General features: G+C 72.1%; 18 protein-coding genes and 2 pseudogenes. 6 read left to right on the forward strand and 14 right to left on the reverse strand.

The genetic code is table 11. The features are described from left to right. Positions 1-17 precede the first annotated feature (17 nt). Together HUT10_RS02905 and HUT10_RS02910 are read left to right on the forward strand one after the other, a co-directional pair. Positions 18-437, forward strand: coding sequence for a hypothetical protein (locus tag HUT10_RS02905; RefSeq protein ID WP_176169743.1), 420 nt, complete (start codon positions 18-20; stop codon positions 435-437). A gap of 33 nt (positions 438-470) precedes the next feature. Further along, positions 471-983: a 2'-5' RNA ligase family protein gene (locus HUT10_RS02910; RefSeq protein WP_176169744.1), complete on the forward strand. Its 513-nt coding sequence runs from the start codon at positions 471-473 to the stop codon at positions 981-983. 35 nt (positions 984-1018) lie between these two features. Here HUT10_RS02910 and HUT10_RS02915 read toward each other — a convergent pair whose 3' ends face one another. From HUT10_RS02915 to HUT10_RS02925, 3 genes are read right to left on the reverse strand one after another with little or no spacing between them, the layout of a single operon-like run. Beyond that, a complete protein-coding gene (locus HUT10_RS02915; RefSeq protein WP_176169745.1) occupies positions 1019-2095 on the reverse strand; it encodes a hypothetical protein in 1077 nt (358 codons plus the stop codon). 9 nt (positions 2096-2104) lie between these two features. Continuing rightward, the gene (locus HUT10_RS02920; protein ID WP_254896631.1) at positions 2105-2683 is read right to left on the reverse strand and encodes a hypothetical protein; all 579 of its coding nucleotides are present in this window, start codon (positions 2681-2683) and stop codon (positions 2105-2107) included. A 32-nt stretch (positions 2684-2715) separates the two neighbouring features. Continuing rightward, positions 2716-3150, reverse strand: a complete 435-nt coding sequence (locus HUT10_RS02925) for an XRE family transcriptional regulator (protein ID WP_176169747.1) — start codon at positions 3148-3150, stop codon at positions 2716-2718. A 721-nt stretch (positions 3151-3871) separates the two neighbouring features. On the opposite strand from HUT10_RS02925, the pseudogene HUT10_RS50395 reads away from it, so the two are divergent. Together HUT10_RS50395 and HUT10_RS51745 are read left to right on the forward strand one after the other, a co-directional pair. Next, positions 3872-4069: pseudogene (locus HUT10_RS50395) on the forward strand (cold-shock protein); the annotation flags it as partial. A gap of 30 nt (positions 4070-4099) precedes the next feature. Next, a complete protein-coding gene (locus tag HUT10_RS51745; protein WP_303247028.1) occupies positions 4100-4819 on the forward strand; it encodes a cold-shock protein in 720 nt (239 codons plus the stop codon). A gap of 47 nt (positions 4820-4866) precedes the next feature. On the opposite strand, the gene HUT10_RS02935 is transcribed toward HUT10_RS51745, so the two are convergent. After that, positions 4867-6579, reverse strand: coding sequence for a discoidin domain-containing protein (locus HUT10_RS02935; protein WP_176169749.1), 1713 nt, complete (start codon positions 6577-6579; stop codon positions 4867-4869). A 215-nt stretch (positions 6580-6794) separates the two neighbouring features. On the opposite strand from HUT10_RS02935, the gene HUT10_RS02940 reads away from it, so the two are divergent. Continuing rightward, entirely contained in the window at positions 6795-7727 is a 933-nt protein-coding gene (locus tag HUT10_RS02940) for a DUF1996 domain-containing protein (RefSeq protein ID WP_176169750.1), read from the forward strand. A gap of 41 nt (positions 7728-7768) precedes the next feature. Continuing rightward, positions 7769-8263, forward strand: a complete 495-nt coding sequence (locus HUT10_RS02945; RefSeq protein WP_254897427.1) for a DUF305 domain-containing protein — start codon at positions 7769-7771, stop codon at positions 8261-8263. A gap of 62 nt (positions 8264-8325) precedes the next feature. On the opposite strand, the gene HUT10_RS02950 is transcribed toward HUT10_RS02945, so the two are convergent. From HUT10_RS02950 to HUT10_RS03000, 10 genes and pseudogenes are all read right to left on the reverse strand, one after another. Beyond that, the gene (locus HUT10_RS02950) at positions 8326-11550 is read right to left on the reverse strand and encodes a TIM-barrel domain-containing protein (protein WP_176169752.1); all 3225 of its coding nucleotides are present in this window, start codon (positions 11548-11550) and stop codon (positions 8326-8328) included. Positions 11551-11989: 439 nt separating this feature from the next. Further along, a complete protein-coding gene (locus tag HUT10_RS02960) occupies positions 11990-13021 on the reverse strand; it encodes a LacI family DNA-binding transcriptional regulator (RefSeq protein ID WP_176169753.1) in 1032 nt (343 codons plus the stop codon). Between the two features lie 37 nt (positions 13022-13058). Next, a complete protein-coding gene (locus tag HUT10_RS02965; protein ID WP_176177639.1) occupies positions 13059-14456 on the reverse strand; it encodes a rhamnulokinase family protein in 1398 nt (465 codons plus the stop codon). A 5-nt stretch (positions 14457-14461) separates the two neighbouring features. Then, positions 14462-15883 carry an L-fucose/L-arabinose isomerase family protein gene (locus HUT10_RS02970; RefSeq protein WP_176169754.1) on the reverse strand — a complete coding sequence of 474 codons (1422 nt, stop codon included), beginning with the start codon at positions 15881-15883 and terminating at the stop codon, positions 14462-14464. Positions 15884-15891: 8 nt separating this feature from the next. After that, the gene (locus tag HUT10_RS02975) at positions 15892-17910 is read right to left on the reverse strand and encodes a bifunctional aldolase/short-chain dehydrogenase (RefSeq protein ID WP_176169755.1); all 2019 of its coding nucleotides are present in this window, start codon (positions 17908-17910) and stop codon (positions 15892-15894) included. Then, on the reverse strand, positions 17907-19073 hold the full coding sequence (rhaI, locus tag HUT10_RS02980; RefSeq protein ID WP_176169756.1) for an L-rhamnose isomerase: 1167 nt from the start codon (positions 19071-19073) through the stop codon (positions 17907-17909). Before rhaI ends, HUT10_RS02975 begins: the two co-directional genes overlap by 4 nt. Before the next feature lie 5 nt (positions 19074-19078). Next, a complete protein-coding gene (locus HUT10_RS02985) occupies positions 19079-19414 on the reverse strand; it encodes an L-rhamnose mutarotase (protein WP_176169757.1) in 336 nt (111 codons plus the stop codon). Then, positions 19414-20475: a rhamnose ABC transporter substrate-binding protein gene (gene rhaS / locus HUT10_RS02990; protein ID WP_176169758.1), complete on the reverse strand. Its 1062-nt coding sequence runs from the start codon at positions 20473-20475 to the stop codon at positions 19414-19416. Before rhaS ends, HUT10_RS02985 begins: the two co-directional genes overlap by 1 nt. 81 nt (positions 20476-20556) lie before the next feature. Then, positions 20557-21580 (reverse strand): annotated as a pseudogene (locus HUT10_RS02995) (ABC transporter permease). Further along, complete coding sequence (locus HUT10_RS03000; protein ID WP_176169759.1) at positions 21573-22613, reverse strand: ABC transporter permease; 1041 nt, start codon at positions 22611-22613, stop codon at positions 21573-21575. The pseudogene HUT10_RS02995 and the gene HUT10_RS03000 overlap by 8 nt, the downstream one beginning before the upstream one ends. Positions 22614-22615 lie beyond the last annotated feature (2 nt).

Here is a 22615-nt window from a genome sequence, read left to right on the forward strand (position 1 = left end):
CGACCACTGGGGGCGACATGACCGAGAAGTGCCGATGCGGCGACCACCACGCGTGGGCCACCCCGAGCCTGGAGGACAGGCCGGCCGCGCCGCGGGAACCGCTGCTGGCGGCCACGCTGGCGCAGGAAGACCACGTCGAGGACGCCGGCGGCCTCGATCCGACGGACCGCGTGACGTGCCGGACGCACCGCCGCTGGCTGCACGACTGCGTGGCGTCACCGGTGCACACGAACCCGGCGATCGGGTACCGGTGGTGCCGCCGTTGCGACCACCAGGCCCTGGTCGCGGTGGACGAGCTGGTCGGTGCGGTGAACATCCGCTGCGAGCTGTGCGGGTCGGTCCCGCACAGCCGCGCCAACCAGGAGCTGGTCGAACTGTGCCGTCGCAGCCTGGCGCTGGCCCGCTCGGGGCGGTTCCCGGAGGCCGCCGTCGCCTGACCGTCGTGATCGCGTGACTGCCATGATGCGGGGGTGCCTTCGCCAGGAACCACCGCGCTCGTGATCCTCCTGCCCGCTGCCGAGCCGGTGCTGGCTGCGGCGCGGCGGGTCGATGCTTCCCTCGTCCGTCCCGGCTTGCCCGCCCACGTGACGGCGTTGTACCCGTTCCTGCCGGACGCGTCGCTGACCGGCCCGGTCCTGGCGGAGGTGCGCTCGCTGGCGGCCGGGATCGCGCCGGTGGACGTGCGGTTGGCGGAGCTGGTGGTGGCGCCGGGTTTCGTGGCCTTGGCGGCGCCGGAGCTGCAGGCGGTGGCCGATGCGGTCTGCGGCCGGTGGCCGGAGGTGCTGCCGTACGGCGGCCGGTTCGGGCCGCGACCGGCTGCGCACCTGACCGTCGCGATGGGCGGTTCGGCGGAAACGCTCGAGCGGGTCGCCGTCGAAGTGCGGCTGTTGCTGCCGATCGAAGCCCGCGCCGAAGCCCTGCAGCTGGTGGCGCTGACGGAGCGCGGCTGGGAACCGCGGCTGGAGGCACCGTTCGGCGGGTGACGCACGCGCTTCGCGGCCAAGCCTTCGCGCCCGGGTCACCGCTCGGTGTCGGCCGGCGTGGCTCCTTCCAGGTTGCGGTACTCGCGGGCGATCGCACGCAGCCGGGCCACGTCCGCGGCGAACGGTTCCGCGGTGGCGGTGGGCGGCTCGATCTCGGATGGCTCGTCCGGGAGGTCGCGCACCAGCCTCGCCGCCGTCGCCGGCGGCACTTCCGGGGTCACCCCGGCCAGGATCAGGCCGTCGTTGGTTTCGCTCATCGCCGTCAGCAGGCGCTCGCGGCGGGACGACCCCGCCGGGTCGATGCGGGTGATCTCCGGGAACCGCCGCGTCAGGTGGGCACGCAGCGGGCGGAGCAGGCGCAGTGTCCGGGCGTCGCGGCGGGCCGCCGCCAGTCCCGGGATCGACGGGATCGTCAGGCCCAGCACGATCAGCAGCACCGACACCGCCGGGAACCCGACGTCGAGCGCGCACGGCAGCGTCGAGAACGGCCCGCGGCACAACGCCTTCACCGGGTGCTCGGCCTGCAGGGCGTGGATCGTCGCGACCACCTTCCCGGCCAGGTACGCGATCGCGAACGCCGACGCGAGCAGCAGCAGCGCGAGCCCCGCCCGCAGCGCTCCCCCGCTCGCCCGGATCGTCACCGCCGCCACGAAACCGATGTCGAGCACCGCCAGGCCCAGGTAGACGGTGTAGGTGAAGACGTAGACGACCAGCGTCGGGTGCGTGCGGTACAGCTCGTCGAACAGGCCGATGCCGCGCGGGAGGTCCGAGGTGCTGAAGAAGGTCACCACCAGGATGGTCAGCGCGACGCCGAGCGCGACCAGCCGGGTGCGGCGGCCGCGGTCGCGGGTGCCGCTGATCTCGGCGACCGTCAGGCCGATGCCGTAGGCCGCCACCATCGTCGCCAGGTTCGACAACAGCCGGCCCAGGCTCGGGTAGAGCTCGCTCTCGAACTGCTGCGCCCGGTTGGACAGGAAGCAGAACGCCGCGCCCAGCGCGATGAGCGAGACGGCAAGGCCCGCGCCCGCCCCGGTGCGGCGGGCGCGGTTCGCTCGCCAGATTCCGGCGAACAGCGCGAAGAGCCCGACCCCGACGAAAAGTATGTCGATCACGGGAGGCGACTATCCCAGGAGTGCCGCCAGCCGCCTAGCCTGGTCCGCCGCTCGGCCGGACGCACCCGGCTGAACGGCGGGTGGCTCGCTCGTCGCGGCGCTCATCAGCAACACGGCGATCAGCTCGGCCTCGTACTCGTCGGTCCCGGTCGTGACGCGGGTGAGCAGGTGCGACAACGCCCGCGGCGCGAGGTCCGGCGCGAGCTCGGCGGCCTCGGCCTCCGACATCAGGCACGTCCCGGTGTGCGCGCACAGCATGTGGGCCAGCTCGTGGGCGATGATGTGGTCCTGGTGCAGCGCCGACGTGTGCTCGGTGTAGGCGATCAGGTCGTAGTCCGGCCGGGCCTGCCACGCGCCGGACGGCTGACCGGGCCGGTACGCGATCGGGACGAGGTCGATCTCACGGCCGCGCCACGCTTCGAGGCCGTCGACCCAGGCGTTCATCGACCACGGCCGCGGCAACGGGACGGCGGCGAGCACCGTCCGCACGCGCTCGCGCGCCCGGTCTCGGAGGGCGGGCAGGCCGGGCTCGTCGATGGGTCCTCCCAGGTCACCGGGCGCCAGCCGGGTGCACCGGGGCGCGAACACGGACGAGGTCATCGTAGCGGAGCCGCCCGCCGTCACTCGGGCTTCCGCCGCCGTCCGGTGCGCTGCCGGGTTTCGTCGTAGCTGCTGAGCTGGTCCAGCAGGGCCGTGACGGTTTCGCGATCACGCGGCGAGAGCCGCATGGCTCGCTGCGCCAGGTTCCGCGCCTCGCTGTCCCGCCAGGCGAGGACGTCTTCGACCTGCTGATCGACCTGGCCGGCGACCTCGTCGTCGAAGAAGTACGTCACCGGCACGCCGAAGAACTGGGCGAGCGCCTGGATGTGCGAGCGCTTCGGGTCCTTGCGCGCGCCGACGGCGAGCTGCTGGACGTGCGTGGCCGACATCGTGACGCCGGTCTGCTCGGCGACGCCGTGCGCGATCTCCCGGTAGGAGTACGGCTTGCGGTCCGGCGGGTGCACGGTCGCGATCAGGTGCGCCAGCCGTTCGGCGAAACTGCGCTCTTCGCTCACCACACACCACCTGCAGACATGAAACGTGACACCGGACAGCGTAGCTGTTCCGAAAACTTGACACACCCTGTGCCGGAAAGACTACGATACTCCCAACCGGTGTTTCGGAAACTTGACACCGGCCCGGGGTGGCGCAGCGACCCGCGGGTTGTCTCACGTGGCCGCTGGGGGTGGCCACGCGCCCGACCCGCCCGCCGCGCCGCCCCTTCTTCGTCCGCCGTTCGAGCTGCTCGTGGCCCGGGTCGGCACGCCCGGCTCGACCGACACTGCGGCACCCGGCGAAACGATCCGCCCGCCGCCGGAGGGTGCCGGTGCGCGACGGTTCCGCCCGGGAGGCGGGGCCGGGCGACGAAGAGCAGTTCGCGCATCCGGCAGGCGGAGCGGCGACCAGCCGGTGCGGTCGTCCGCCTGGCGAGCCCGCCCACCTCGACCTCCGGGGCGGCGGCCTCGCCGCCGCCGAAGAGCGCGCGGCCCCATCGGCACGCCGGGACCACTCCGGTAGTCGCTCGCGGCTCCGACCCCCGGCACGCCACGCCGCTCTTGGCCCCGCGTTCGTGCCCGATCGCGAACCAAGACCTGGTCTCGAAACTCGGTGTGTCGCGAGGTGAACCCCCGGCCCGCCCCTGGCTCCGCATCGCCGCCGGTGGGCCCGGCCGACGGACCGCGAGGTCGGTCAGAGAGACTGGGGGCCCGTGCCCGCCCTCTCGACCTGGAGCTTTTGATGCCGCAAGGAACCGTCCGCTGGTTCGACGCCGAACGGGGTTTCGGCTTCCTCGCGCCCGAGGACGGCTCGCCGGACGTGTTCGTGCACGCCTCCGAGATCGTCGGGGACGGCGGCGGGAAAGTGCTCCGCGAGGGCCAGGCTGTCGTGTTCGAGGTCGGCGAGAACGACCGCGGCCCCCAGGCGCTGCGCGTTCGCGTGACCGCCGATGCGGCCACCGGCAGCGCCGTGGGCCTGCTCGGCACCATCAACTGGTACGAGCCGGGCAAGGGGTACGGCTTCGCGTCGCCGGACGGCGGCGGCGCCGACATCTTCGTGCACAGCTCCGCCATCGTGACCGGCGGCGTGGTCACCGAGGGGCAGCGGGTGGCCTTCCTGATCGTCGAAGGCGAGCGCGGCCCGCAAGCCGGGCACGTGATCCCGCTGGGACCAGGGGCCGGCTCACCCGCTGCGGCCGGTATCGCGGACGGTGCCGACGGCACGGTGGCCTGGTACGACGAGGACAAGGGCTTCGGCTTCATCAACCCCGACTCCGGCGCCGGGGACGTCTTCGTGCACGCCCGGGCCCTGGCCGAGGGGCTGACGTGGCTCGCGGAGGGCGACCGCGTCGCCTACGAGGTGGCCAGTGGGGACAAGGGCCCGCAGGCCCGCGACGTGCACCTGGTCCGGGGCGCCGAGCCCCCGACGGCGCCGCACCGGTCGGCACCTGCCGCGGCCGCGGGGCCGGCGGCGCGGGACGTGCCCGTACGAGGCGGCGAGGGCGTCGTCGCGCGCTACGACGCCGACCGCGGCTTCGGCTTCATCACCCCGGACGCAGGCGGCGACGATCTCTTCGCCCACGCGTCCGTGATCATGGGGTCGGAGCCGCTGCAGAAGGGTGACCGGGTCCGGTACGCGGTGCGGCAGAGCGACCGGGGCCCGCAGGCCGACCGCGTCGAACGCCTCTGACGAGGCGGCCCCACCGGTCTTCGACCCGCCGCTGCTCCGGCTCGGGGTCAGAGCACCCGCAGTGAACGCGTCTCGATGCCGACGTTGCCGTGGCCGTCCCGGGCGTACAGGTACAGCTTCCAGACGCCCGGCTGCTGCGGCGCGGTGACGGTGAACGTGCCGTTCCCGGTGAACTGGGCCGGGATCAGCCCCGAGGCGTTGTTGAGGTACTTGCTGTTGTAGCCCATGGTGTAGGTGACCGGGTCACCGTCCGGATCGGACACCGCGGCGGTCACCGTGAAGGTTCCGCCCGCCGGGACGCCGGTGGCCCGGGTGAGGTCCATCGACGCGATCACCGGCGGGGTGTTGCCGCCCGTCTGTCCACTGTAGAGCCGGCGGACGGCGTACCAGGACAGCCGCTTCTCGTTGCCCGTGGTGATGTTGAACCAGACGCCGCCGAAGTCGCCTTCGGTGCCGTAGTGGAACAGCGTGGCGCCGAGGGCCACGCCGGGGTGGGCCAGCACGCAGTTCCAGGCGTTGGTGTAGCCGTCGCGTTTCTGCTGGTCGGTCGGTTCCGCGGGGACGCCGTTGCCGTCGTTGGGCACCTCCCACTCGCCGGCCGGGCCCGTTTCGGTGATGACATACGGCTTCGTGTAGCCACCCGCGAGCCAGTCCTGCTTCACCTGGCAGACGTGGGCGTAGGAGTTCACCGCGTAGAGGTCGAGGTTCGGCGCGTACGCCCGGTAGTACGGCCAAGCGCCGGTCCAGGCGTCGGTCGAGGTGACCGGGTGGTTCGGGTCGATGGCGTGGATCGCCTGCGCCGCCTGGTCGACGAACCGGGCGTAGGCGATCCGCTCCTGCTCCAGCTGGGTGCCGGAGTAGCAGTTCTGCATCCCCAGGATGGATTCGTTGCCGACGTTCCACAGCAGCACGCCGCGGTGCGCCCGGTACGCGGTGACCCACTTCCGGATCTCGGTGAGCATCGAGTCCTGGTAGTTCGTGTCCGTGGTGTAGTCGACGCAGCCACCACTGCCCGGGCCGCCGCCGGGTTGCAGCCAGAACCCGCTGATGACCTTGATCCCGTTGGCCGCGGCCGCGTCGAGCAGGGGCAGCGTCGTGCCGTCGGTGCCCCAGGTGCGGACGGTGTTGACGCCGATCGCGTGCAGTTCCGGCATCCGCGCGGCCGCTTCGCCGGTCGGCGGGCCCCAGGTGAGGCCCTTGACGGTCCACGGCGTCCCGTCGACCGTGAGCTGCCAGTTCCCCTGCGTGCCGGTCACCCGCGTGGTGCCGGGGCCGTCCTGCGTCCAGGCCCCGCCGACCTGGAACTCCCACAGCGAATACCCGTAACCGCCGACGCGGTGGGTGCCGTAGAGGCGGACGTACCGGCCGTGCCCGGTGACGGCGAGGTTCTGCGTCCCGCCGGTCGCGGTCGTGGTGCTGTAGGCGGTCCGCCACGTGGTCGCGTCGTCGGAGACCTGGATTTCGTAGGCGGTCGCGTAGGCGGCTTCCCAGTTCAGCGTGACCTGGCTGATCTCGGCCGGCGCGCCGAGGTCGACCTGCAGCCACTGGGGGTCGCTCCAGGCGCTCGCCCAGCGGGTGCCGGGGTCGCCGTCCACAGCCGCCGACGCCGGTGTCCCGGCCCCCTCGCTGCTCGACGCGGTCGCGGGCTTGCCCTGCGAAAGCAGGGTCGCGGCGTGCGCCGGCGACGGGACGGCGAGCAGGCCCAGCACCAGCAGGGCCACCAGCGCCCGGACGGCACGGACGAACGACGGTCGGTCCACGATGACTCCCGTACGGCAGGGGAACGGCGCTTGGAGAGCGCTCTCCGGCGCGACCGATGGTTCGCCGCGCACCCCGCCGCTGTCAAGGCTCCGCCGCCAACCCGACAACGACTGTCCGGTGACGGAATCGGGTCCTTCTTGACAGGTTCACGCCCAGCTGCGCATGCTGTGGGAGAGCGCTCTCCCATTCCAGGCACCCTCACCGTGGAGGACCCTTGGCAACGAAAGCCGCGCTCCTCGCCTGCACCGCCGCCACCGTGCTGGCAGGCGCCTTCCTGACCGCGGCCACCTGGTCGCCCGCCGGGGCCGACGACCTGGTGACCCACCACGAGTTCCAGGTCAACTGCTCCCCGAGCCACCACCAGCCGGACGACCCGATCGTCTACCCCGGGCTGCCCGGCGCGTCCCACGACCACACGTTCCTCGGCAACAAGACCACGAACGCGGCCACCACCCTGCAGTCGCTGCAGAACGCCGGCGTCGGCAACACGACCTGCCTGGCCCCGGACGACCTGTCCGCGTACTGGTTCCCGACGGTGTACAACGGGAACCAGGTGGTGCTGCCGAACTTCGCGCAGGTCGTCTACTACAAGTCCGGCATCCTCGACTACACGAAGGTGGTGCCGTTCCCGCCCGGCCTGCGGTACGTCGCCGGGAGCGTCACGGCGACGCAGGACGAGTTCCAGCACGCTCCCGGCGCCATCGAGGGCTGGGAGTGCGGTGACAGCTTCCACAACTGGGACATCCCGGTGCGGTGCGTCGACGGCAGCCAGCTCAACATCCGCTACCAGGCGCCGAGCTGCTGGGACGGCGTCCACCTCGATTCGGCCGACCACAAGAGCCACCTGGCCTACCCGGACCGGGCGACGCTGGTCTGCCCGGCCGACCACCCGGTGGCCGTGCCGATGCTGGAGTTCAAGATGGCGTTCCCGGTCAGCGGCGACATGTCCGGCGTGCACCTGGCCAGCGGACGCGGGTACTCGTGGCACTACGACTTCTTCAACGCGTGGGACCCCGAGACGCTGGCGGCGCTGGTGAAGCACTGCATCAACGGCGGCCTGCAGTGCGACCCGCGCGGGTTCGACCTGTACAAGCCCGACCGCGGCACCGTGCTCGGGCCGAACTACCGGCTGCCCGGACGGCCGTGAGGCTGCGTGTCCTGGGGTCGGCGGTGGTGGTGGCAGTGACCATGGGCGGATGCGCCACCACCACCGCCGGCCCCGCCGTCCCCGGGCCCGCCGCCCCCGCGGCCGTCAACCCGACCGACGTGGCCTGGCTGCAGCTGGTGGTGCCGATGACGGAGAACGCACTGGCCGCCGCCCGGCTGGCCCCGGAGCACGCCGAGAGCCCGCACGTCCGCTCGGCGGCCGAAGCCTGCACCGGGCCGCTGGAGCAGCTGCTGGGCCGCCTGCGAGCCGTCCGCGACCGGGCCGGGCTGCCGGCCGCCGATGTCCACAGTGGACACCGGATGCCGGGCATGGTCACCGCGGCCGACCTGGTGGCCCTGCGGAGCGAACGGGGTGCCGGGTTCGACCGGCGGCTGGTCGCGTTGCTGCGGGCGCACGCCGCCCAGCTCGTCGTGCTCGCCGGCGGCGAGCAGGCGAACGGTGCGGACGCGGAGACCCGCGAGCTGGCCCGGGTGGCCGGCGCCGAGGGCGCACGGGAAACCGAGCTGCTCGGGTGAAAGCCGCCGGGGCCACGGCGATCCGTGGCCCCGGCGGCTTTTCCGGCTCCGCCCACCGGGGGTCAATACGTGACGGTCACCGGAGCTCGTCCCGGCCGGGCCGGTGCGGTCACCGTCAGCGTCTTCGTCGCCGCATCCCACTTCCACGCCGACGACGGCGCCCAGCCGTTGCCCACCTTCACCCGGCTCGGCGCCGCCGCGACGCCGAGGAACTTCACGGTCCACTCGCGCGGTGCCACCCGGTAGGAGCCCTGCGCGGGCGCGACCGTGACCGTGTGGGCCCCGGCGCGTTCGCTGTAGGTGATCTTCGTCGACGCCGACCGCGAGGACGAAACACCGTCGTCCTCGTACAGCGAGAACGTCCCCGCCCCGCCCGGCGCCACCGTGACCGTCGCCCGGTTCAGCGGGTTCTGCACGTCGTTGGTGACATCGGCCGTGCGGGTGACGGCGATGCCGCCCGCGCGCAGGAACACCGGCATGGTCCCCAGGTCGGACGTCACCTGCTGGGTCGTCCCGCCCGCGTACGTCTTGCCGGTGAAGTAGTCCGTCCACTGCCCCGGCGGGAACCACACCGACGTCGTCGCCGATGTGCCCGGGGACGTCACCGGCGCCACCAGCATGTCCGGCCCGTAGAAGTACTCGCTCTGGGCGGCCGCGTACGCGGCAGGCTCGTCCGGGTACTCCAGGTACGTCGGCCGGACCACCGGCACGCCGGTCGTCGCGGCTTCCTGGGCCAGGGTGTAGGTGTAGGGCACCAGGTTCTCGCGCAGGTTCAGGAACTTCGTCGCCGACGCCTTCGCCGCGTCGCCGTACTGCCAGGGCAGCCGGTCGCTGTGGTTGCTGTGCAGGCGGTCGATCGGCTGGAACGTGCCGAGCTGGACCCAGCGCGCGTACAGGTCGTCCGGCAGCTTGACCGTCTGGCGCTGCTGGCCGCCCGAGGTGTAGGTCTCGCTGCCGCGCAGGCCCGTGGTGTCGTTGTGGCCGCCGATGTCGTGGCTGATCGCCGACATGCCGGTCGCGGCCGACTCCGCCGGGGTGATGCCGACCTCCAGCCGCAGCGTTCCCCAGGTGGAGGACGTGTCGCCGGTGAAGTGCAGCGTGCTGCGCTTGTCGGCCCACGGCCCCGTCGCCAGCCCGGTCGGGCCGCCGTAGCCGCCCGCCTGCAGCGAGCCGTACGCCCGCGAGATGACGAACCCGCGGCCGGTCGCGGGGGCCGCGAGGTCGGCGTACTGCTGGTTGATCCACGCGTCGGGCGTCACGCCGGGCAGGCTCGACCGCGAGGCGTCACAGCACCAGTCGAGCCACCAGAAGTCGTTGCCCTGCTGCATCATCCCGGCGTGCAGGTCGAGGTAGGCCTTCAGCTGGTCCGGGTCGCCCCAGTCGAAGACGTAGCAGTCGCTGCCGCAGCCGGACTTGGCCAGCTTGCCCTTCGCCGTCGCCTGCGCGCGGGCGAACTGCGGGTCCGAACCCATGATGCTGGGGTGGATGTTGAGGTTGTTGTGCAGGCCCTGGGCCTTCGACCAGGCGAAGAAGCCGGCCGGGTCGGGGAACTTGGCCGTGTCGAACTGCCAGCCGTTCCAGGTGTCCGGTGCCTTGAAGTCGGTGTCGGTCACCAGGACGTCCAGCGGGACGCCCTCGCTGCGGAACCGGGGCAGGATGGTGTCGCGGTAGTCGGCCGCGGTGCGGTCGATGTACTCGGAGTACCAGACGCCGTAGGCCCAGCGCGGCAGCAGCTGCGGTGGCCCGGTCAGCGTCGCGAGGTCGCGCAGCCCGGCCTTGTAGTCGTGGCCGAACGCGAACAGGTAGCCGTCCTGGTAGGGGCTGCCGCCGTGGGACGGCCGCTGCGTCACCGCGCGGGTGCGCGTGTCGTACAGCGCGGAAGGTGTGTCGTCGAGCAGGTACCAGCCGTCGGAGTGGAGCAGCCCTTCGGTGGTCGACGGCGCGCCGTTGTCGCCGTTGACGCCGTCGAGGCCGCGCCGGTAGCCGCCGAGCGCGAGGTGCGGTGGCGGCGCCGTGGCGCCGGCCGGGGTGACGGCGACGGTGTCGAGGTTGACGTGGCAGCTGGTGTCCTCGGGGCAGCCGAGGACGACGTCGTTCGCGCCCGCCTTCAGGTCCACCGGCACGGACGCGCTCGCCCACGCGTCCCAGCCGTCGGTGACCGGCAGGCTCAGCGTGCGGGTGACGCCGTTCGCGGTGACGGCGGCGGTGCGCGTTTCGTGGCGGCCGTCGCCGCCGGTCCCGTTGGCGTAGCGGACGTGCAGCAGGTAGGAGCCGTCGGCCGGGACGTCCGAGACGCGGTGGGTCAGCGTCGAGCCGCGGTTGAGCTCGGCGACGAACCCGCGTCCGGCGTACCCGGTGTGGTCGGTCGCCACGACCGCGGAGCCCGACCGCAGCCCGGCCTCGGCTTCGCAGCTCACGCCGGCCGGGCAGCCGGTGATCGCCCGCGCCGAGGCCGGCGGGAAGGCGGCACCGGCGGTCAGGACGGCCAGGCCGTCGAGGTTGATGTTCCCGGAATCGGCGGCGGTCCGTTCGAGGCGGACGCTGTGGTGGCCCGCGCCGAGGGTGAGCGCGACGGAGGCCAGGCCCCAGGTGTTCCAGTCGGCCGTCACGGGCAGGGTGAGCTTCTGCGCCGCGCCGCCGTCGACGCTCACGCTGAGGGTGCGGGTGACGTGCTGGCCGTCGCCGCCCTGGCCGTTGGCGTAGCGGGCGGTCAGCGAGTAGGTGCCCGCGGTGGGTGTGGAGACGTCCGCGGTCACCGAGGTGCCGGTGCTCTCGAACCCGGCGAGGAAGCCTTCGCCGGTGTAGCCCGAGTGGTCGGTGGCGACGCCGACGCCGTCGGCGGTGAGGTCTTCGGCCTCGCAGCGGGCGCCTGCCGTGCAGGTCAGGTGGTGCCAGGGGGCCGCGAGCACCGGGGTCGCGCCCGCGGTGGTGCGGATCTCGAGGTTGCCGCCGTCGAACGGGCCGGAGTTCAGCCGGTAGGTCAGCGTTGTCGAGCTGGTCTTGATCGTGAGGACGCCACCGGAGACCGTGCTGGTGTACGACGTCGGAGTGAAGGAGCCGCGGCCGACGGCGTTGTAGGTAGCGGCGTCGGTGAAGCGGCCGTCGCCGGCGTATTCGGTGCGGATCAGGGTCGGCGACAGCACCTGGAAGCGCGCGTTGCCTGCGGTGACGGTCTGCCGCGCCGGCCCGGCGACGGCGGGCGTCGCGACGCTCACCGCGGCGACGGCACTCCCGGCGACGGCGAGCGCGCAGGCCCGCCGGATGGTTCTCGCTGTTCTGGTCCGCACGGCGGAAACTCCGTTCCGGTGAAGGGGACGCGGGGTGTTACAACGGGGATGCGTCGGCGTTACAACGTTGGAAAGTCGAGCACAGCGCATCGGCCGATGTCCAGACCACTGAGCGGAACTTGTCCCGGACAGATCAGCGGCCGGTCACCCCGTCGAGCTGCTCCCGCAGGATGTCGGCGTGCCCCGCGTGCCGGCCGGTCCGGGTCCCCGGCGGCCCGGATCGCCGCATCAAAGCCGACCGGGACTTCGGCCGCGGTGCGGCCCGCGGGGACCGCCATCCCGACATCGCCGGGTCCGGTCCGCCCGCGATGTGGTGGTCGAACCGACCTGCTCGGCCGGCGTCAGGTGATGGACCAGCCCGGGCAGCGTGGTGCCGAGCCGATCAGCACCCGGCGCAGCTGCTCGTCGGTGAGCCCGTCGGTCTTCCTCGGGCGTGCTCTCAGGCCGAGTCGCGGACCACGAGCTCCGGCTCGAAGATCACCGACTCCGCGCGCAGGCCCGGGTCGGCCATCCGGTCCAGGACCATCCGGGCCATCGCCGCGCCCATCTCCTCGACCGGCTGGCGGATCGTGGTGAGCCGCGGGCGGCAGCTGAGCGCGATGCGGCTGTCGTCGAAGCCGACGACCGCCACGTCGTCCGGGATGCGCTTGCCCGCTTCGCGCAACACCGTCAGCGCGCCGTACGCCATCAGGTCGTTGGCCACGAAGAGCCCGTCCAGGGCGGGCTCCTCGGCGAGCAGGAGCTCCATCGCGCGCTCACCGCCGTGCTCGGTGAAGTCGCCCTCGGCGACGGCGACGTAGGCGTGGCCGCGGCGGGCCATCGCGTCGCGGAAGCCGGCCAGCCGGTCCTGCCCCGCCGGGGTGCCCGCGGGTCCGGCGATCGTGGCGACGCGCTGGCAGCCCCGCGCGACGAGCCGCTCCGCCGCGAGCCGGGCGCCGTCCTGGTGGGCGACGTCGACGTAGCAGACCGGCGCCGGACGGCCCGGCCGCGCGAACAACGCCGTGGGGATGCCCGCGCCGGTCAGCGCGTGCGGGAGCGGGTCCTCGGCCGGGTGCAGCGAGATCAGCAGCACCCCGCTGACCTGCTCCTGCCGCAGCTTCGACACCAGCTTCGCCCGCTCCTCGTCGCTGTCGACGAGCATCAGCAGCGGGTGCAGCCCGTGCGGGCGCAGGTGCGCGACCACGCCTTCGACGACCCGGCCGAAGAACGGGTCGCCGAACACGCCACCGGTGAACGCCTCGACGTGCCGCTCCGGTTCGGACACGACCAGCGCGACCCCGCCGGTCCGCCGGGTGACCAGCGACCGCGCCGCCCGGTTCGGCACGTACCCGGTGTCGGCGATGGCCCGTTCGACGGTCTCCCGCAGCTTCGGGTCGACGTTGCGCACGCTGTTCACCACACGGGACACGGTGGCGCGCGAAACACCGGCAACCCGCGCGACGTCCTCCAGAGTGGGCGGCTGCGTCGTCACCTGTCCTTTCTACCAGCTGTGAGAGCGCTCTCCCAGCTCAACCGCGCAGCCGGGCCTCGGCGGCCGCCCAGTCGCCGGTACCCGATGGGTCGTAACGGCGGATCTGCTGCGTCTCGCGCACCAGCGCCCGCATCGCCGCCAGGTCCGGCAGGTCCTCCCCCAGTGCCCGGGCCTGGACCAGCACGTTGCCCAGCGCCGCCGCCTCCACCGGCCCCGCCAGGACGGGGACTCCGCAGGCGTCCGCCGTCGATTGGCACAGCAGTTCGTTGCGGGCTCCGCCGCCCACCAGGTGGATGACGTCGACCTGGCGGCCGGTGATCCGGGCCGCCTCGTGGATCGTGCGGCGGTGCGCCAAGGCCAGGCTGTCCACGATGCAGCGGACCACCGCCGGCCGGTCGGCCGGCGGGCGCTGGCCCGTCGCCCGGCAGGCTGCCTCGATCCGGGACGGCATGTCGCCGGGGGGCAGGAATTCCGGCGCGTCGATGTCGACCACCGCCGCCAGCGGGGGTGCCGCGGCCGCCGCGGCCAGCAGGCCGGGCAGGTCCGGTGCCGACCACGTGCGCAGTGTCTCCGACAGCACCCACAGGCCCATCACGTTGCGCAGGAAGCGGATGGTGCCGTCGACGCCGCCCTCGTTCGTGAAGTTCGCCGCCAGTGCCTCGTCGCTCAGCTCCGGGGCCGCCAGCTCCAGGCCCGCGAGGGACCAGGTGCCCGACGAGATGTAGGCGAAGTTCGTCCCGGGCGACGCGGGCACCGCGACCACCGCCGACGCCGTGTCGTGCGAGCCCACCGCCACCACCGGCAGGCCGGCCAGCTCGTCCGCCGTGCCCACCACCGTGCCCGGGTCGCGCAGCGGCGGCAGCAGCCGGGGCGGGATGCCGACCTGCGAGGCCAGCGAAGTGGCCCAGGTCCGCGCGCGGACGTCGTACAGCTGGGTCGTCGACGCGTTCGTCCGCTCGGCGCCGATCGAGCCGGTGAGCCAGTGGTTCAGCAGGTCGGGGATGAGGAGCACGGTCGACGCCGCCTCGAGCCGGTCGCCCTCGGACACCAGCTGGTAGAGCGTGTTGAACGGCAGCTGCTGCAGTCCCGTGACGTCGTAGAGCGAGCGGGCGGACACGAGACCGGCGACCTTGGCCGGCACGCCGTCGGTCCGGGAATCGCGGTAGTGGACCGGGTTGCCGAGCAGCGCGCCGCGGTCGTCGAGGAGCCCGTAGTCGACCGCCCAGGAGTCGATGCCGACGCCGTCCAGGCGCCCGGCCTCCCGGATCCCGGCCAGGCTCTCGCGGTAGAGGCCCAGGATGTCCCAGTACAGCGCCGGCCCCGCGCGGACGCCGCCGTTCGGGAAGCGCCGCACCTCCTCCACCGCCAGCCGCGACGGCCCGACCGTCCCGGCCATCACGCGCCCGCTGGACGCGCCGAGGTCGACGGCCGCCACCCGCTTCACGGACGCACCACCGTCAGCTCCAGGCCGAGCAGGTCCGCGACCGCGGTCAGTTCGGCGACGCGGTGGCCGGTGCCGAGCGCCCAGTGGTGCGCGATGCCGCTGGCGGACCAGGCGTCGGTCCACTCCCCCGGGTCGCAGCCGAAGTCGACGCGGGACGTGGTGTTGCCGATCCGCAGCAGCGGCCCGGGCACCACCGTGCCTTCCGCCGCGACGAGCGTGAACGTGCCGTCGCGGCGCTGGCCGAGCCCGCACAGCGTCACCGGCCCGTGCTTGACGTCGAACTCCACCGACACGCCCCAGCCGCGCTTGCCGTGGTAGACGCCGAGGCCGCGCAGCAGCGGCTTGCGGGCGCTGATGCCCAGGTGGGCCGGCCCGTCGTGGCCCATCTCGACCACCCGGTCGCGGAAGTTCAGCGCCTGCAGCTCGGTGAACGAGCCGCCCGCGCCGAGGCGGTCCATGACCAGCATGGCCAGTGACGTCCGCAGCTCGTACTCGCCGACGGCCGGGATGCCACGGGCGGTGAGCAGGGACGCGCCGAGGATGAACCCGGCGCCGACGCGCTCGTGCGTCTCACCGTCGAGACCGCGGTGGTAGTAGGCCAGGGAGTCGAGCGAGAAGTCGTCGACGAGCCGGTCGAGGGCGACGGACACCCGCGCGCCCCAGGCGAAGTCTTCGTCCACTACGGACTCGTCCACAGTGAACACTTCACGGGCCAGCTCGACGCGGTCCTTCGTTTCGGCCTCGGTGACCTGCTCCACGCGCACCCGCAGGTCGTCGACCTCCAGGATCTCGACGTGCCCGCCGAGCTGGGCCGACACCAGCGTCGGGTCGGTGGCGACGTCCATCATGCCCGGGTAGAGGTGCCCGAGCAGCCCGTGGCGGCCGTGGCGCAGTGTCGCACGAACACCCGCGGCCTTGATCCAGCGCTCGATCCGCGTCCACGCCCGGCTGTCCTCGAGGTACCCGGACACCGAGCGGAACTCGACGCCGAGGCGCCGGAACGCATTGGCCATCTCCGGCAGCGGGCAGGCGCCGCAGTAGGCCAGCCACGCGCCGGTGTCGAAGGACTCGTGGTCCATCGCCTCGGTGGGCTGCAGGTTCAGCAGCAGCACCGGCGCGCCCGAGCGCTGCGCGACCGGGGCCAGCATGTTCGAGGTCAGGTACGTCGTGAGGAAGCCGACGATCAGGTCGCACCCGGCCACCCGCAGCTTCTCCGCCGCGGCCGCGCCCTCCTGCGCGTCCGAGACGAACCCGGCGTCGACCACCTCGCAGTCCAGAGTGGACAGCCGCTCGGTGACGCGCCGCGCCGAAGCCTGCAGCCGGGGCAGCAGCGCCGGGAACTGCGGCCAGTACGCACCGAGCCCGCCCGAGACGAGGCCGACCCGGGTGCGGCGCGGGGTGATCCGGTCGAGCGTCATCGGTTCTCCTAACGCAGGAACGCGGCGGCCACCCCGGCGTCCACCGGCACGTGCAGGCCGGTGGTGTGGGTGAGGTCGCCGCCGGTGAGGGCGAACACCGCGGCGGCGACGTGCTCGGGCAGGACTTCGCGCTTGAGGATGGTCCGCTGGGCGTAGAACTCGCCGAGCTTGGCCTCTTCGACGCCGTAGACCGCGGCGCGCTGGGCACCCCAGCCGCCGGCGAAGATCCCCGAACCCCGGACGACCCCGTCGGGGTTGACGCCGTTGACCCGGATCCCGTGCCCGCCCAGCTCGGCGGCCAGGAGCCGGACCTGGTGGGCCTGGTCGGCCTTCGCCGCGCCGTAGGCGACGTTGTTCGGGCCGGCGAACACCGAGTTCTTCGAAGAGATGTAGACGATGTCGCCGCCGATGCCCTGGTCGATCATCGCCTTCGCCGCCGCCTTCGCGACCAGGAACGAGCCCTTGGCCATCACGTCGTGCTGCCGGTCCCAGTCGCGTTCGGTGGTCTCCAGCAGCGGCTTCGAGATGGACAGGCCGGCGTTGTTGACCACCAGGTCGATCCCGCCGTACGCCAGCACGGTCGCGTCGATCGCCGCCTGCACCGCGGCGGCGTCGGTGACGTCGGCGACGACCGCCGTCCCGCCGACCTCCGCCGCGACCTCCGCCGCCGCGTCCCCGTTCAGGTCCGCGATCGTCACGCACGCACCTTCGGCGGCGAGCCGCTGCGCGATGGCCTTGCCGATCCCGGATCCCGCGCCGGTGACCAGGGCGATCCGCCCGGCGAGGGGTTTGGGTTTCGGCATCCGTTGCAGCTTGGCCTCTTCGAGGGACCAGTATTCGATCCGGAACTTCTCGCTCTCCGGGATCGGTGCGTAGGTCGAGACGGCTTCGGCGCCGCGCATGACGTTGATGGCGTTGACGTAGAACTCCCCCGCCACCCGGGCGGTCTGCTTGTCCTTGCCGAAGGAGAACATCCCCACGCCGGGGACCAGCACGATCGCCGGGTCCGCGCCACGCATCGCGGGCGAATCGGCCTCCGCGTGCCGCTCGTAGTAGGCCCGGTAGGAGTCGCGGTACTCGGCGTGCAGTTCCTTCAGCCGCGCGACGACGTCCTCGAGGGGCGCGGTCGCCGGGAGGTCCACGACCAGGGGCCGGACCTTGGTGCGCAGGAAGTGGTCCGGGCACGACGTCCCCAGCGCGGCGAGCGGCTGCAGCTTCTCCCGGGAGAGGAACTCGAGCACGACCTCGCTGTCGGTGTAGTGCCCGACCTGGCGCTGGTCGGTCGAGGCCAAACCGCGGACCACCGGCGCCAAGGCCGCGGCGCGCGCGTGCCGTTCCTCCGTGGGGAGAGCTTCGAAGCCCGGGACGACCGGCCCGAACGGCTCCGGCGCACCCCGCTCGGCCAGGAAGGCTTCGGCGGTCCGGATGATCTCCAGGGAGTTCCGCTCGCATTCCTCGGAGGTCGTGCCCCAGGCGGTGATGCCGTGCCCGCCGAGGATCACGCCGATCGCCTGGGGGTTCGCGGCCTTGACCGCGGCGATGTCGAGGCCGAGCTGGAAGCCGGGGCGCCGCCAGTCGACCCAGGCGACCCGGTCACCGAAGCACTCCTTGGTCAGCGCCGGACCGTCCGCCGCGGTCGCGAGGGCGATCCCGGAGTCCGGGTGCAGGTGATCCACGTGTGAGGCTTCCACGAGACCGTGCATCGCGGTGTCGATCGAGGGCGCGGCGCCGCCGCGGCCGTGCAGGCAGTAGTCGAACGCGGCGACCATCTCGTCCTCGCGCTCGACACCCGGGTAGACGTCGACCAGGGACCGCAGCCGGTCCAGCCGCAGCACGGCCAGCCCCGCCTCGGTCAGCGTGCCGAGATCACCGCCGGAACCCTTGACCCACAGCACCTCCGTCGGCGCGCCGGTCACCGGGTCGGTGACGGCCCCCTTGGCGGAGGTGTTGCCGCCGGCGTAGTTCGTGTTGCGCGGGTCGGCCCCCAGCGCGTTGCTGCGCGCGATCAGCTGCGTCGGCACGCTCATGCTCCCCACCCCGCCTGCTGCCCACCGGCCCGCTCGGCCACGATCTTCTCCTGGTACCCGCTGCGGTGGTACGCCGCGACCGGATCCGGATCGAGCCCGGCCTCCTCCCGCAGCTCGGCCAGCAGCGGCCGGACATCGGTGTTGTAGGCGTCCATCAGCACCGCGTTCGCGCCCAGCACGTCACCCGACAGCTGCGCCACCCGCAACGCCGGGCGATCCACCAGCAGCGCCTTCGCCGTGGCTTCCTGGACGTTCATCACCGACCGGATGATCGCCGGGATCTTCGCCTCGATGTTGTGGCACTGGTCCAGCATGAACGCGATCCCGTACGCCGGATCCAACGCATCCGCCCGGACGATCTCGTACATGATCCGGAACAGCTGGAACGGATCCGCCGCCCCCACCATCAGGTCGTCGTCGGCGTAGAAGCGGGAGTTGAAGTCGAACGCACCCAGCTTCCCCGCCCGCAACAGGAACGCCACGATGAACTCGATGTTCGTCCCCGGAGCGTGGTGACCGGTGTCGATGCAGACGGTCGCCTTCTCGCCCAGCTCGATGCAGTGGGCGTAGGAGGTGCCCCAGTCCGGCACGTCGGTGGCGTAGAACGCCGGCTCGAACAGCTTGTACTCCAGCAACATCCGCTGGTCCGGACCCAGCCGGTCATACGTCTCCCGCAACGCCGCCGCGAGGCGGTCCTGGCGGTCGCGGATGTCGTCCTGACCCGGGTAGTTGATCCCGTCGGAGAACCACAGCTTCAGATCGCGCGACCCGGTCGCGTCCATGATGTCGATGGCTTCCAGCAGGTGATCGGTCGCCTTGCGGCGGATCCCCGCGTCCGGGTTGGTCACCGAGCCGAGCTTGTAGTCCTCGTCCTGGAAGACGTTCGTGTTGATCGCGCCGACTTCGATGCCGAGGTCCCGCGCGTACGCGGTCAGCGCGGCGTAGTCGTCCACCCGGTCCCAGGGGATGTGCAGCGCCACGCTCGGCGCCACCCCGGTGAGCCGGTGCACGACCGCCGCGTCGGCGATCTTCTCCTCCGGGGTGCGCGGCACCCCCGGTTGCGGGAACACCTTGAACCGGGTGCCCGAGTTCGCGTACGCCCACGACGGCGTTTCGATGCGCTGGGCCCGCAACGCCGCTTTGACCGCGGTCAAGTCGCCCATGGCGATCACTGTCCTTCCCGGACGTCGAGGTGGAAGACCTCGTCGAGCAGCTGGAACCCCGCATCCGGCGGACGGCCGTCGAGGCCGGTGAAGAACTCCGCCATCTCCGCCTGCCAGCGGGTGTTGACGTCGGTCTCCGCCATCGCGGCCCGTGCGGCTTCGAGGTCGTCCGCCTCGACGTACCCGATCAGCAGGCCGTCGTCGCGGAGGAACAGCGAATAGTTGCGCCAGCCGGTGTCGTGCAGGGCCTGCCGCATCTCGGGCCACACCGCCCGGTGCCGCTCGGCGTACGCGGCTTTCCGGTCCGGCTTGACCTGGAGGCAGAAGCAGTACCGTGGCATCAGAAGTCGAACTTGTCGATGTTGTTCGCGTCGAACGTCGTCGGCGGGCCGAGCACGATCTCGCCGTTCTCGCCGATGGTGTACTCGCCGAGCTTGCCCGCCTTGAACTTCTCGCCGGTCTTGCCGGTGATCTGGCCGGACTTGAGCGCGACACCGGCGTAGGCGGCGAGGTAGCCGATGTCCGCCGGGTTCCACAGCGCGAACTGCTTGACCGTGCCGTCCTTGACGAAGGCCCGCATCTGGTTCGGCGTGCCGAGCCCGGTCACCGCGACCTTGCCCTTGTAGCTGGACGAGCTGACGTACCGCGCGGCGGCGGCGATGCCGACCGTGGTCGGCGCGACGATCACCTTGAGGTTGGGGAACGACTGCAGCAGGCCCTGGGCCTCCTGGAACGACTTCTGGTCGTCGTCGTTGCCGTAGGCGACCTTGTCCAGCTTCAGGCTCGCGTACTCCGGCTTGGCCAGTTCCTTCTTGAACACGTCGATCCAGGCGTTCTGGTTGGTGGCGTTCGGCGTCGCCGACAGGACCGCGACCTCGCCGGAGCCGCCGGAAAGGTCCTTCGCCTGCTTCGCCAGCGCCTCGCCGATGCCCTGGGTGGTGGCCTGGTTGATGAAGACGTCGCGGCAGTCCTTGGCGGCGTCGGAGTCGAACGCGACGACCTTGATGCCGGCGCTGCGGGCCTGGTTGAGCGACGGGCACACCGCGTTCGGGTCGTTCGCGGCGATGCCGATGACGTCCTGCTGCTGCTGGATCAGCGTGTTGATGTAGCTGACCTGCGAGGACGCGCTGGCGTCGTTCGGCCCGACCAGCTTGTACTCGCCCTTCAGCTCGCCGAGGGCCTCCTTGCCGCCGCTGACCTCGATGTCGCTGTAGGGGTTGTTCAGCTGCTTGGGCAGGAACGCCATCTTGACGCCCTCCTTCGCCGCGGCGTTCGGGTTCGCCGCCGCGGTGGACTCACCCGCGCCGGAGGCGGCGTTGTCGTTCTTGGTCGTACCGCTGCACGCGGCCAGGACCAGCACCAACCCGGCCGACACTGCACCGGTGAGGAACCGTCGGGACATCTTCGTCACCTTTCCGGAGTTGCTGTATCGATCGGTACTGATCCAGCCACAGTCACGGCCGAATGACTTTCGTGGCAACGGTCACACGCCGCTTGGAGGCCAGCCTGCTTTTGGCCGGATCAGTACCGTCGGCCGACGGCGACGCACTGCCGTGCGGGCCGCCGTCACGATGTTGGGGAGCAGGACCGACACGATCAGGAGCACGCCGGTCACGATGTTGAGGGCTTCGTTCGACACGTCCTGCAGGCGCAGCGCGTTCTGCAGGGACGCCAGCAGGACCACCCCGGCCAGCACGCCGGGCAGCGTGCCCTTGCCGCCGAAGATGGACACGCCACCCAGCAGCACGGCGGCCACGACCGCGAGTTCGAGGCCGAAGCCGTTGTCGGCGCGGGCGCTGGAGTACCGCAGCGTCCACAGCACCCCGGCGAGCCCCGCGACCGCGCCGCTCACGACGTACAGCCAGAACTTGAGCCGCCCGGTGCGGATGCCGGCGAACCGGGCCGCCTGTTCGCCGGCCCGGCCGCGAAGACGCCGCGGCCGATCGGGGTCGCGTGCAGCACCACGCCGAAGACCAGCGCGACGACCACCAGCGGGATCAGGACGTTCGGGATCGGGCCGTCACCGATCGTCCCGGTGACCCAGCTCGTGTAGGCCCGCGGGAAGTCGGCGACCGCGCCGTCACCCAGCACGACGAACGCCAGGCCGCGGTAGAGGGCGAGCGTGCCGATGGTGACGGCCAGGGACGGCAGCTTCAGCACGGTGACGAAGAAGCCGTTCAGCGCGCCGAGGACCGCGCCGAGCACGATGCAGAGCGGGATGATCGTCTCGATCGCCCACCCGCGTTCCACAGCGAGCCCATCACCGCCGACGTCAGGCCGAGCGTGCTCGCCACCGAGAGGTCGATTTCGCCGGTGACGACGATGAACGTCATCGGCAGCGCGACCAGCGCGATCGGGAGCAGGTCGAGCAGCAGGAAGGTGAAGTTGCGGCTGGTGCCGAAGTTCTCGACCGCGCCGGAGGCGACGAGCAGGACGAGCACCGTGACGAGCACGACGGCGGCGTCCCAGCCGAGCAGCCTGCCGAACCGGTTCCCGGTGTCAGACATGGGAATCCCTCTTCTTCAGTGCCTTGGCGACGCGCACGGCGACGAGCCGGTCGGCGCCGATCGCGAGCAGGATCAGCGCACCGACGATGGCCTGCTGCCAGAACTGGTTGATGTCGAGCACGGCCAGGGCGCTGCCGATGACCGTCAGCAGCAGCGCGCCGAGGCCCGCGCCCCAGACCGAGCCGCTGCCGCCGAACACCGCCACCCCGCCGACCACGGCCGCGGCGACGACGTTGAGCTCGTAGCCGGTGCCGGCGGCCGCGTCCACGGTGCCGAACCGGGCGGCGAACAGGACGCCGGCCAGTCCCGCCAGCGCACCGCTGACCAGGAAGGCGGCGCTGGTGTTGCGGCCGACCTTGATGCCCGCGAGCTTCGCGGCCTGCGGGCTCGAGCCCATCGCGTACAGCTCGCGCCCGGCGCGGTAGCTCCGGAGCACGATCCCGGCGGCGACCAGGACCAGCAGCGCGATCAGGACCAGCCAGGGCACGCCGAGGATCGACGCGGTGCCGAAGTCCAGGAAGGACGCCGGGAGCTTGTCGGCGTTGATCTGCCGTCCGCCGGCCCAGAAGTAGCTGACGCCGCGGTAGGCGTAGAGCGTGCCGAGCGTGACGACCAGCGCGGGCACTTGGCCGAAGCGCACGAGGACGCCGTTGACCAGCCCGCACACCGCGCCGACGGCCAGCCCGGCCAGGATCGCGACGACGACCGGCAGGCCCGGGTTGTCCTTCATCAGCGTGCCCACGGCGAACGCCGACAGCCCGAGCACCGAACCGACCGAGAGGTCGATGTTGCGGGTGATCATCACGATCGCCTGCCCGACGGCGAGCACCGCCAGGATCGCGGTCCCCAGGAGGATGTCGCGGATGCTCTGCCCGGACAGGAACCGGGAGTTCTGCGTCGCGGTGAACGCGACCAGGACGATCAGGGCGAGCACGATGCCGGATTCGCGGGCCTTCAGCACGTTCGCCGGCCACGACCGTCGCGAGTGGACGGCCGGGTCCTTCGTCACGCGGGCCTCCTCGGTGACGGTCATGC

It is taken from the genome of Amycolatopsis sp. Hca4 (assembly GCF_013364075.1).
Classification (GTDB): Bacteria; Actinomycetota; Actinomycetes; order Mycobacteriales; family Pseudonocardiaceae; genus Amycolatopsis.